Annotated in this window: 11 protein-coding genes; 4 read left to right on the forward strand and 7 right to left on the reverse strand. The window is 58.8% G+C overall.

Annotated features, from left to right (window positions below; genetic code table 11):
* Nucleotides 1-8: 8 nt before the first annotated feature.
* Nucleotides 9-1,049 carry a CDP-6-deoxy-delta-3,4-glucoseen reductase gene (locus SWE17_RS07990; RefSeq protein WP_322992566.1) on the forward strand — a complete coding sequence of 347 codons (1,041 nt, stop codon included), beginning with the start codon at nt 9-11 and terminating at the stop codon, nt 1,047-1,049.
* A 23-nt stretch (nt 1,050-1,072) separates the two neighbouring features.
* Entirely contained in the window at nt 1,073-2,038 is a 966-nt protein-coding gene (locus SWE17_RS07995) for a tripartite tricarboxylate transporter substrate binding protein (protein ID WP_322992567.1), read from the forward strand.
* A gap of 64 nt (nt 2,039-2,102) precedes the next feature.
* On the opposite strand, the gene SWE17_RS08000 is transcribed toward SWE17_RS07995, so the two are convergent.
* From SWE17_RS08000 to SWE17_RS08030, 7 genes are all read right to left on the reverse strand, one after another.
* Nucleotides 2,103-2,819, reverse strand: a complete 717-nt coding sequence (locus tag SWE17_RS08000; protein WP_108312747.1) for an ABC transporter ATP-binding protein — start codon at nt 2,817-2,819, stop codon at nt 2,103-2,105.
* Between the two features lies 1 nt (nt 2,820).
* Nucleotides 2,821-3,606, reverse strand: coding sequence for an ABC transporter ATP-binding protein (locus SWE17_RS08005; protein ID WP_240606677.1), 786 nt, complete (start codon nt 3,604-3,606; stop codon nt 2,821-2,823).
* Between the two features lie 11 nt (nt 3,607-3,617).
* Complete coding sequence (locus SWE17_RS08010) at nt 3,618-4,694, reverse strand: branched-chain amino acid ABC transporter permease (protein WP_322992568.1); 1,077 nt, start codon at nt 4,692-4,694, stop codon at nt 3,618-3,620.
* A 10-nt stretch (nt 4,695-4,704) separates the two neighbouring features.
* Nucleotides 4,705-5,634 (reverse strand): branched-chain amino acid ABC transporter permease, encoded by a 930-nt coding sequence (locus tag SWE17_RS08015; protein ID WP_322992569.1) that lies wholly within the window; start codon nt 5,632-5,634, stop codon nt 4,705-4,707.
* A 185-nt stretch (nt 5,635-5,819) separates the two neighbouring features.
* Nucleotides 5,820-7,118 (reverse strand): replication-associated recombination protein A, encoded by a 1,299-nt coding sequence (locus SWE17_RS08020; RefSeq protein ID WP_322992570.1) that lies wholly within the window; start codon nt 7,116-7,118, stop codon nt 5,820-5,822.
* A gap of 16 nt (nt 7,119-7,134) precedes the next feature.
* On the reverse strand, nt 7,135-7,821 hold the full coding sequence (lolA, locus tag SWE17_RS08025) for an outer membrane lipoprotein chaperone LolA (RefSeq protein ID WP_322992571.1): 687 nt from the start codon (nt 7,819-7,821) through the stop codon (nt 7,135-7,137).
* A 5-nt stretch (nt 7,822-7,826) separates the two neighbouring features.
* A complete protein-coding gene (locus SWE17_RS08030; protein WP_322992572.1) occupies nt 7,827-10,229 on the reverse strand; it encodes a DNA translocase FtsK in 2,403 nt (800 codons plus the stop codon).
* Nucleotides 10,230-10,392: 163 nt separating this feature from the next.
* On the opposite strand from SWE17_RS08030, the gene trxB reads away from it, so the two are divergent.
* Nucleotides 10,393-11,352, forward strand: a complete 960-nt coding sequence (gene trxB, locus SWE17_RS08035; protein WP_322992573.1) for a thioredoxin-disulfide reductase — start codon at nt 10,393-10,395, stop codon at nt 11,350-11,352.
* Nucleotides 11,353-11,532: 180 nt separating this feature from the next.
* The coding region (gene rpmB / locus SWE17_RS08040; protein WP_322992574.1) for a 50S ribosomal protein L28 at nt 11,533-11,718 on the forward strand (186 nt) is incomplete at its 3' end.

Genomic DNA, 11,718 nt, shown 5'->3' on the forward strand with positions numbered 1-11,718 from the left:
CCCAAAAGATGAGCTTTCAAATTTCTGTGCAGCCCAGTGGCCGCAGCTTCACCGCCGACGATAAAGAAACCCTACTGGCCGCTGGCATTCGCCAAGGCATTGGTCTGCCCTATGGCTGCAAAGACGGCGCTTGCGGTTCGTGCAAATGCAAAAAGATCTCGGGCACAGTGGTGCATGGCCCGCACCAGGACAAAGCCCTGTCTGCAGACGAAGAAGTCCAGGGATTGGTGCTGACTTGCTGCGCCACCGCCCAAAGCGATGTGGTGCTTGAATCCAAACAGGTGACCGCAGAAGGTGGCTTGCCCGTCAAGAAAATGCCGGTGCGTGTGGTCAGCCTGGAGAAAAAGTCTCACGACGTGATCGTGCTGAAACTGCAACTGCCTGCCAACGACGTGATGAAGTTCCACGCGGGCCAGTACATCGAGTTTTTGCTGCGTGACGGCTCGCGCCGCAGCTACAGCATGGCCAATGCGCCGCACACCCTCGAAGTGGCCCCCCCCACGGTGGAGCTGCACATCCGCCACATGCCCGGCGGCAAGTTCACCGACCCGGTGTTCACCACCATGAAGGAAAAAGACATCCTGCGTGCCGAAGGCCCGTACGGCAGCTTCTACTTGCGTGAAGACAGTGACAAGCCCATCGTGCTGCTGGCCTCAGGCACGGGCTTTGCCCCCATCAAGGCGCTGATCGAGCACATGCAACACCGCGGCATCACCCGCCCGGCCACCCTGTACTGGGGCGGTCGCCGCCCAGCCGATTTGTACATGGCCGATTGGGTGGAAGCCCGCTTGGCCGAGATGCCCAACCTGAAATATGTGCCCGTGATCTCGAACGCCGAAGCCGAAGACCACTGGACAGGCCGCGCCGGCTTTGTGCACCAGGCCGTGTTGCAGGACTTCCCTGATTTGTCGGGCCACCAGGTCTATGCCTGCGGTGCGCCCATCGTGGTGGACTCGGCCAAGCGTGACTATGTGGCACAAGGCGGTTTGCCCGAAGAAGAGTTCTACGCAGACTCCTTCACGTCTGAGGCAGACAAAGCCAAGGCCTGAAACGCCTATTTCCGGAGCACACCATGACTTTGATCAACCGCCGCCAGTTTGCCACCGCTTCACTTGCCCTTAGCGCACCTGCATGGGCGCAAGGCAAGCCCATACGCATCATCGTGCCCTATGCCCCTGGCGGCCCGATCGACGTCACGGCGCGGGCTCTGGCCGAACGTGTGAAAGACAGCTTGGGCACCGTCATCATCGAGAACCGCCCCGGCGCAGGCGGCAACCTAGGCGCTGACTTGGTGGCCAAGGCCGCACCCGATGGCCTGACGATCGGCATAGCGGCCACGGCCACGCATGCCATCAACCCTTGGCTGTTTGCCAAGATGCCGTATGACGCGAGCCGTGACTTTGCGCCCATCACCCAAATGCTGCGCGTGCCCAATGTGCTGGTGATGAACGCCGAGACCGCGCAGCGCCTGAAGATCAACACCCTGGCCGATTTGGTGGCCTACGCCAAAGCCAACCCCGCCAAGTTGAACTTTGGCTCCGGTGGCAACGGCAGTGCGGGCCATCTGGCAGGTGAAATGTTCAAGCGGGCTGCCGGCATTTTTGCGGTGCACATTCCCTACAACGGTGGCAACCCAGCGCAGCTGGCTTTGTTGTCGGGCCAAGTGGATTTCAACTTCGACAACCTGGCCACGGCAGCGGCCAACATCAAGGCGGGCAGGCTCAAAGCGCTGGCTGTGACCACTGCCCAGCGCAGCAACTCACTGCCCGACATTCCGAGCATGAGCGAAACCTTGAAAGATTTTTCGATCGACACTTGGTGGGGTCTGGTGGCACCTGCGGCCACACCACGCGATGTGGTGGAGCGGTTGAACAAAGCGTTTGTCGCCGCACTGCAAGCGCCCGAAACCAAAACACGTTTTGGTCAACTGCTGGCCGAACCTGTTGGCAATACACCTGAACAGTTTGCTGCCTTCATGAAGCAGGAGCTGACTCGCTACGAAAGCGTGGTCAAGGCCAGTGGGGCACGGGTGGATTGAGCTCGGTCTGGCCCTGAATGCAAAAAGCCCGGCATGCCGGGCTTTTTGCTGAACGGGTAGAGGCTCACTCGCCCAAGTAGGCTGCTCGCACTTTGGGGTCTTCGAGCATGTCTTTGCCCACCCCGGTCATGGTGATGAGGCCCGAGTCCATCACATAACCCCGGTCGGCAATGGCCAGCGCACGGCTGGCGTTTTGCTCCACCAGCAGCACCGTCACGCCTTGGGCGTAAACGTCGCGCACCACCTCGAAGATCTTGTCGACCATGATGGGCGACAAGCCCATGGACGGCTCGTCCAGCAACAAGACCTTGGGGCGGCTCATCAGGGCGCGGCCCATGGCCAGCATTTGCTGCTCGCCACCGGACATGGTGCCCGCCAGTTGGTCCTTGCGTTCGCGCAGACGCGGGAAGATCGTGAACATTTTCTCGATGTCATCCGCAATGCCCGCAGCATCGGAGCGGATGTAAGCGCCCATTTGCAGGTTCTCGGTGATGGTCATGCGGGTGAACACGCCACGGCCTTCTGGCACCATGGCCAGGCCTTGCTTGACCAAATCCCAAGGGCCTTGGCCCTTGATGCTCTTGCCCAGGTACTCGATGTCGCCTGCTTGCAAAGGCAATGTGCCTGTGATGGCTTTCATGGTGGTGGTTTTGCCCGCACCGTTGGAGCCGATCAATGAGACCAACTCGCCTTCGCGCACTTCGAGGCTCACGCCTTTGACTGCCTGAATGCCGCCGTAGCCCACTTGCAGGTCTTTGACTTTCAAAAGGATGTCGGCCATCTCAGTGTCCTCCCGTGCCCAAATAGGCTTCAATCACTTTTTCATTCTTCTGCACATCAGCGGGCGTGCCTTCGGCAATTTGTTTGCCGTAGTCGAGCACCGTGACGCGGTCGCACAAGCCCATGACCAGCTTCACATCGTGTTCGATCAACAAGATGGTGCGGTTGTCCTTGCGGATCTGGTCGATCAACTCGCGCAGTTGCACTTTTTCAGTGGCGTTCATGCCAGCGGCAGGTTCATCCAGTGCAATCAGCTGCGGGTCGGTTGCCAAAGCGCGGGCAATTTCCAGGCGACGTTGATCGCCATAGGACAAGGTGCGGGCTTTGTAGTCTGCAAACTTGCCAATGCCCACGTAGTCGAGCAGTTCTTGTGCGCGTTGTGCAATCGCGGCCTCTTCGGCTTTGAAACTGGGCGTGCGGAAAATCGCCCCCAGCAAACCAGAGTGGGTGCGCACATGGCGGCCCACCATCACGTTTTCCAGGGCCGTCATTTCGGCAAACAAGCGGATGTTCTGGAATGTGCGGGCAATGCCGGCCTTGGCCACTTCGTGCACGGCCGTGGGCTGGTAGGGCTTGCCTGCCAGTTCAAAAGTGCCGCTGTCGGGTGTGTACAGGCCCGTAATCACGTTGAAAAACGTGGTCTTGCCTGCGCCGTTGGGACCGATCAGGCCATAGACCTGACCGCGCTGAATGGTGATGCCCACGTCCGAGAGGGCCTGCAGACCGCCAAATCGTTTGGAAATGCCGGATACGTTGAGAACGGTGTCTTTGTTGGCTGTTGGATTCATGTTCTGCTCCTTCATTTCGTCTTGAGCGATTTGCCATGCTCAGGCGAGGGCCACAGCCCGCGAGGACGCATCAACATGATCACGATCATGGCCAAAGCCACGAGCAATTGGCGCAGGATGGAGGCGTCCAAACGACCGCCTGTCATCTCTTGCAGTGGGCCGGCGACATAGCGCAGCACCTCGGGCAATGCGGACAACAAAATGGCGCCCAAAATCACACCGGGCAAATAGCCCAAACCACCGAGCACCACCATCGCCACGATCATCACCGACTCCATCAGACTGAAGGACTCTGGCGAGATGAAACCTTGGAAGCCTGCGAACATAGCGCCGGACACACCACCGAAGGTAGCGCCCATGCCAAACGCCAACAGCTTGAGGTTGCGGGTGTTCAGGCCCATGGCCTTGGCGGCGATTTCGTCTTCGCGGATCGCCATCCAGGCGCGTCCAATGCGAGAAACTTCCAAGCGGTAAGAGATCAAGATGGTCACCAGCACCAAGCTCAGGAACAGGTAGTAATAGAGCGAGACCGAAGCTATTTCGAAATCACCAATCATCAGCTTCTTGCCGAGGTTCAGACCAAAAATCGAAATGGGATCGATCTGGTCCAAACCCTTGGGGCCGTTGGTGATGTTGATGGGATGGTCCAGGTTGTTCATGAACACACGGATGATTTCACCAAAGCCCAAGGTCACGATGGCCAGGTAGTCGCCACGCAACTTGAGCGTGGGCGCACCCAGCAACATGCCAAACAGGCCCGCCAGCGCAGCGCCTACAGGCACGATGAGCCAAATCGGCATGTGCATGCCCGTGGGATAAGCCGCGGCGATCCATGCAAAGGTGTTGGTCAGGTGTGGCGACGACAGCAAGCCGTACATGTAGGCCCCCACCGCAAAGAAAGCCACGTAACCCAAGTCGAGCAAACCGGCATAACCCACCACGATGTTCAGGCCAATGGCCAGCAAGATGTACAGCAAGGCCATGTCGGCGATACGCACCCAGGCGTTGCCGAAAACTTGCAGGATCAAGGGCAATGCAATCAGCCCTGCAGCGATCAGGATGTATTGAAGTGTTTTGTTGTTTTTCATATTTGCTCCATCAAGCGCGATCGGCCACACGCTCACCCATGAGGCCCGAGGGACGCAGAGTCAGCACGATGATCAGAACAATGAACGCAAAAATATCGGTGTAATGGCTGCCCAAGACACCGCCCGTGAGGTGACCGATGTAGCCCGAGCCAATGGCTTCGATCAGACCCAGCAAAATGCCGCCAATCACGGCACCAGACAGATTACCAATGCCGCCAAACACCGCTGCGGTGAAGGCTTTGAGCCCCGGCAAGAAGCCCATGGCGTGCTGAGCCGTTCCGTAGTTGGACGCGTACATCACACCTGCGATGGCGGCCAAGATGGCACCAATCACAAACGTGGCAGAAATCACCATGTCGGGCTTGACACCCATCAAAGCCGCTACGCGCGGGTTCTCGGAGGTCGCACGCATGGCACGGCCCAAACGGGTGTAATTCACCAACCACATCAATACCGCCAAGGAAACTGCGGTGACGCCCAAAATCATGATTTGCGTGGGCGTGATGACCACGCCACCCATGTTGATGGGTGTGCTCGACAGCAAAGTGGGGTAGGCCTTGTAGTTCGGCTTCCAAATGATCATGGCCAGCGTCTGCAGCAAGATGCTCATGCCAATGGCGGTGATCAGGGGGGCCAACTTGGGGCTGTTGCGCAGCGGCCGGTAGGCAATCTTCTCAATCGAAAAATTCAAAACGACGGCCACCACGCAGGCGATCAAGGTGGCCAAAATCAAAATGACCCACCCTGGTGCGCCAGGCATGGCGCCCTGCATCATGCCGATGGCCGACCAGCTGGTCAGTGCACCCACCATCAGCACTTCTCCGTGCGCAAAGTTGATCAGGTTGATGATGCCGTAAACCATGGTGTAGCCCAAGGCCACCAAGGCGTACATGCTGCCCATGACGAGGCCGTTGATGACCTGTTGGAGGAAGACGTCCATAAATTTCTCCGTGTGTGACCCGCGCTTAACAGGTCTTCGCTTCGGTTGTTGTTCTCAAGTCAAGCCCACCTTTTGAGCAGGCGCTGACCACTAGCAAAAAACCCGCCAGATCGCTTCAACACCGGGCGGGGTGGCGGGATTGTAGTGAAAGAAAGTATCCCGACCGTATTCAATGTCGTGAGGAATTACCCTGTGGCTGCATTTTTCTTTCGCAGTTCTTCCAATTTGTCAGCAATTTTGATTTCCAGACCCCGGCGAACCGGTTTGTAAAAGCCGGGCTCAGGCATGCCCTCTGGTAAATAGCGCTCGCCTGCAGCAAAGCCGTCTTCCTCGTCGTGGGCATAGCGGTAGCCTTTGCCGTAGTCGAGCTGCTTCATGAGTTGGGTGGGGGCATTGCGCAAATGCATGGGCACTGGGCGCGTGCCATCTTGTTTGACCCACGTTTTGGCGTCTTTGAATGCCTTGTAGGCAGCATTCGATTTGGGGGCGATGGCCAGATAAATCACGCACTGCGCCAGCGTCAACTCGCCTTCAGGGCTGCCCAGGCGCTCGTACACATCGGCGGCATCAAGCGCCATGCGCAGGGCGCGGGGATCCGCCAACCCAATGTCTTCGCTCGCCATGCGGATCAAGCGCCGCGCCATGTAACGTGGGTCTGCCCCACCGTCGAGCATGCGCACAAACCAATACAGGGCGGCATCGGGGTCGGAGCCACGCACCGACTTGTGCAGGGCGCTGATGGTGTCGTAAAACTGCTCTCCGCCTTTGTCGTAGCGGCGCATGCGTTCACCCAACACCCTCATCAGCCACGCGTCCGTCACCGGATCGATGCTTTCCTGCTTGGCAGCCATGGCCAAGGTTTCGAGTGTGTTGAGCAAGCGACGGGCATCGCCGTCGGCATAGGCCAGAAGACGGGTCAACGCCTCGGGCTCGATCGAAGGAATGGCTTGAATGGCCTGCGCCCTCTCCACGATGTGACCCAGATCGTCTTCTGCCAAAGGTTGCAGCACATACACAGCGGCCCGTGAGAGCAAAGCCGAGTTGACCTCGAAGGAAGGGTTTTCCGTGGTCGCACCGATGAAGGTGAACAAGCCACTTTCCACATGCGGCAAAAACGCGTCTTGCTGGCTCTTGTTGAAGCGGTGCACCTCGTCCACAAACATGATGGTGCGCTGTGGGTGCAATCCCGTGCGGGCAGCTTCGGCTTTTTCCACCGCTTCGCGGATGTCTTTGATGCCGCCCAAAACGGCGCTGATGCTCAAAAACTGGGCGTCAAATGCGTCGGCCATCAAACGGGCGATGGTGGTTTTACCCACCCCGGGAGGTCCCCACAGAATGCAGCTGTGCGGCTGTCCCGACTCGAAAGCCAAGCGCAGCGCCATGCCCTCACCGAGCAGATGCTGCTGCCCAATCACCTCACCCAAGTGGCGTGGGCGCAACCGTTCGGCCAAAGGTGCATGAGTGGACAAGTGAGCGGCGGTCATGGCCAAGCTGCCTGTATCAAGGGCGAATGACGTCGGCACCCGCTGGGGCCTTGTACACGAAGGTGTTGGCGGGCAACACAGGGTTGGTTTCGAAAGCCGAGAAGGTCAACAAAGAGCGTTGCCCCAAACTGTCTTGCACGTCGAGCACAGCCAGCTCTGGCCCACTGGCTGCGGCACGCAAACCCACCATCACCGAGCGGATAGGCCCATCGGGCGCTTGGGGCGTGGCCCGCACCCACTGCAAACCGTCACGATCGGGTTCGGGCGTGAACTGAAAGTCTTTTTTCAAAGCTTGCAAATCAGACGCAGAAGTCAGCAAAGCGGCTGGGGTGGCACCCAGCACCTGCGACTGAGGTCGGGCTGTGACCTGGTTTAGGTCTTGATCGTGCAACCAAAGTGTCTGGCCATCGGCCACCAAGGTTTGTACAAAAGGCTTGCGGTAATCGAAGCGAAACTTGCCGGGTCGCTGAAACTCGAAGCTGCCACTGGAGGTTTTGGCACGCGCCAGCTGTCCAGGCCTACTGGGTGATGTGACCACTTGGGTGAACTGGGCTTGGCCACTGCGGGCTTGCTTCATGAACTGGGCCAACAGATCCAGGCCATCGGCGCGGGCCCATGCGCCACCACCCAAGGCCAGCACAAGCAAAGAGGCCTTGACCCAAAGAGCCAAGGCTGCGCGGCAAGGCCAAGAATGGTTTTTCATGGGTGTCACTCTGCCCGTGCGGGCACCAAAATTTCACGTTGCCCGCTGCCGCTCATGCTGCTGACCAAGCCAGCTTTTTCCATGTCCTCGACCAAGCGAGCAGCGCGGTTGTAGCCAATTTTCAGGTGGCGTTGCACCAAAGAGATGCTGGCTTTGCGGTTTTTCAAAACCACCTCGACGGCTTGGTCGTACATCGGATCTTTCTCATCGTTGTCACCTTCGCCCAGCATGCCACCGTCGTCGTCGGTCGTGCCGCCTTCCAGTACGCCTTCGATGTAGTCAGGCTCGCCCTGACTTTTCAGATAGCTCACCACCCGGTGCACCTCTTCGTCGCTCACAAAAGCGCCATGCACCCGGATGGGGAAGCCCGTGCCCGAGGGCATGTAAAGCATGTCGCCCATGCCCAGCAAGGCTTCGGCACCCATCTGGTCAAGGATGGTGCGGCTGTCGATCTTGCTCGACACCTGAAAGGCGATGCGCGTCGGAATGTTGGCCTTGATCAGGCCCGTGATCACGTCCACGCTGGGGCGCTGGGTGGCCAAAATCAAATGGATGCCTGCGGCTCGGGCCTTTTGAGCCAAACGGGCGATCAGCTCTTCGATCTTCTTGCCCACCACCATCATCAGGTCGGCCAACTCGTCGATCACCACCACGATGTGCGGCAGACGCTTGAGCGGCTCAGGGTCGTCCGGGGTGAGGCTGAACGGGTTGTAAATGAACTCTTCGCGGGCGGTGGCTTCGTCGATCTTGACGTTGTAACCGGCCAAGTTGCGCACACCCATTTTGCTCATGAGTTTGTAGCGCTTTTCCATCTCGGCCACGCACCAGTTGAGGCCGTGCGCAGCCTGACGCATGTCGGTCACCACAGGGGCCAGCAAATGTGGAATGCCTTCGTAGACCGACATCTCCAGCATCTTGGGGTCGATCATCAAGAGACGCACATCGCGCGCTTCGGCCTTGTAAAGCAACGACAAAATCATGGCGTTGATACCGACCGACTTACCAGAGCCCGTGGTACCGGCCACCAAAACGTGGGGCATCTTGGCCAAATCGGCCACCACCGGGTTGCCAATGATGTCTTTGCCCAAGCCCATGGTCAGCATGGACTTGGCTTCGTGGTACACCTGCGAGCCCAATATTTCGCTGAGTTTGATCGATTGGCGCTTGGCGTTGGGCAACTCCAAGGCCATGAAGTTTTTGCCGGGAATCGTCTCGATGACCCGGATCGATACAAGGCTGAGCGAGCGCGCCAAATCCTTGGCCAGGTTCACCACTTGAGAGCCCTTGACGCCGGTAGCCGGTTCGATTTCGTAACGCGTGATCACCGGGCCAGGCGCTGCAGCCACCACGCGAACTTCCACGCCAAAATCCTTGAGCTTTTTCTCGATCAGGCGACTGGTCATTTCCAGCGTTTCGGGCGACACGGTTTCCTGGCGAACCGACAGGCTGTCGAGCAGGTCCACTTGCGGCAGTTTGCTGTCGGGGAGTTCGGTGAATAGGGGCTTTTGGCGTTCCTTGACCACCCTGTCGCTGCGCGGCACGTCCACAACGGCGGGTTCAATGACCCGAGGCGCAGGCGGCGGCACAGGCAATGGCACAGGCTCCAGGTCCAATTGGCCCTCAGGTGCGGGGGTCAAATGGTCCATGTCCCATTGCGGCTCAATCGGTTGCGAGGGCAAGGCCTGTTCCCGCTCGCGCAAGGCTTGCTGGCCCATGGCCAAATCTTCTTCCATCTCACGCTTGACGTGGCGTGAGCGGATCAGACCATCAATGCGCGAACCCACAGCCTCGGCCAATTGGCCCCAAGAAAAGCGGAACACCATCGCCACGCCCGCCACCAGCGCGGCCAAACCGGCCAATGCCGCCCCCGTAAAACCCAGCCAATGAACCGCCAACGATCCGATCAAATAACCCAAAACACCACCACTGTGCCCAGGCAAATTGGCCTCTAAACGGTACAAACGCGCCCACTCAATGCTGGTGCTGGCAGACAGCAGCAAGACCAGGCCCAACCAGAATGTCCATGGACCACTGCGGCCCGTCGTTGAGGCATCGATCGTGTCATCGTTTCTGGCGCCACGCATCCAACGCGCCAAGCCCACCAACCAAGCCCGGCCCCCTGCGGCCAAGCACCACCAAGCGGAATAACCCAAGCCGAAATAAGCCAAATCGGCCAACAGGGCGCCTGCGCGACCAATCCAGTTGCGCACCGCTTGCCCCCCCCCCGATGTGGACCACGCCGGATCGCTCGGCTGGTAACTGAGCAATGCCAAAAGGCAAAGCAAAAGGGCTGCGCCGCCGATCAACAGGACGATTTCTTGGGCAAAACGGGCCCAAAACGTCTGAGGTGGCGCCACTTCCTCGGCCCGAGCCGTGGGATGGGTCAATGTGTGCAGTGAATAGGTCATAAATTAAGGGTCAAGCTTACCCGATCAAACCCCTCGTGCGGGCTGCATGGCCCCATCGGTATCCCTCTGGGTTCGACGTCATTGCGTGTTTCTTACAATCACCCCATTCGGTGCTTTGTACCGACTTCGTCTTTTCAACCTTTGCCCTCCCCGATTGCTCACCATGTCCGCCACTTCCAAACATGCCCAAGTTCTGATTCTCGGCTCCGGCCCTGCCGGATACACCGCAGCGGTTTACGCCGCCCGCGCTAACCTGAAACCGCTTTTGATCACCGGCATGGCTCAAGGCGGTCAGCTCATGACAACCACCGAAGTGGACAACTGGCCCGCTGACGTGCACGGCGTCCAAGGTCCGGACCTGATGCAACGTTTCCAGGAACATGCCGAGCGCTTCAACACCGAGATCGTGTTTGACCACATCCACACGGTGAAGCTTGAGCAGCGCCCCTTCACCCTGATCGGCGACAGCGGCACCTACACCTGCGACAGCCTGATCATCGCCACGGGTGCTTCGGCCAAATACCTGGGCTTGCCGTCCGAGACCGCCTTCATGGGCCGCGGCGTGAGCGGCTGCGCCACCTGTGACGGCTTCTTTTACCGCGAACAACTTTGCTGCGTGGTCGGCGGTGGCAACACCGCTGTTGAAGAAGCCCTGTATTTGTCCAACATCGCCAGCAAGGTCTATTTGATCCACCGCCGCGACAAATTCAAGGCCGAACCCATCTTGGTCGACAAGTTGATGGACAAGGTCGCGGCGGGCAAGATCGTGCTGAAAACCTTCCAGACTCTGGAAGAAGTGCTGGGTGACGCCTCGGGCGTGACTGGAGTTCGCCTGAAAAGCACCGTGGACGGCAGCTTGGAGGACGTGGAACTCAAAGGCTGTTTTATTGCCATTGGCCACTCACCCAACACCGACATCTTCCAAGGGCAACTTGAGTTGGAAAACGGTTACATCGTGACCCAAAGCGGCCTCAAGGGCTTTGCGACCCAAACTTCGGTACCCGGCGTGTTCGCAGCAGGCGACGTGCAAGACCACGTTTACCGACAAGCCATCACCAGCGCAGGCACAGGCTGCATGGCGGCGCTCGATGCACAGCGCTTCTTGGAGCAAAACGAGGCCTGATTTCTGGTTATAATCCAAGGCTTTGCTGCTTCTGCCCAGGTCAATCGCCTGGGGCTACAGGCACAGTGATCTGGGATACCGCCACCCATCTTGGCGAGGTGAGGCTGGAGCGCCAGGCCCCATGCAAGTCTGCATGTGACCCATCGGCACCAGCTGTTTTATAAGTATCGGAGTGTCCACATGGCACGCGTTTGCGACGTAACGGGCAAAGGCCCAATGACGGGAAACAACGTTTCCCACGCCAACAACAAAACCAAGCGCCGGTTCCTGCCGAACCTGCAATACCGTCGTTTCTGGGTTGAAACAGAAAACCGTTGGGTGCGTCTGCGCGTTTCCAGCGCTGCTCTGCGCCTGATCGACAAAAAC

It is taken from the genome of Limnohabitans sp., from assembly GCF_034680285.1.
GTDB lineage: Bacteria > Pseudomonadota > Gammaproteobacteria > Burkholderiales > Burkholderiaceae_C > Limnohabitans_A.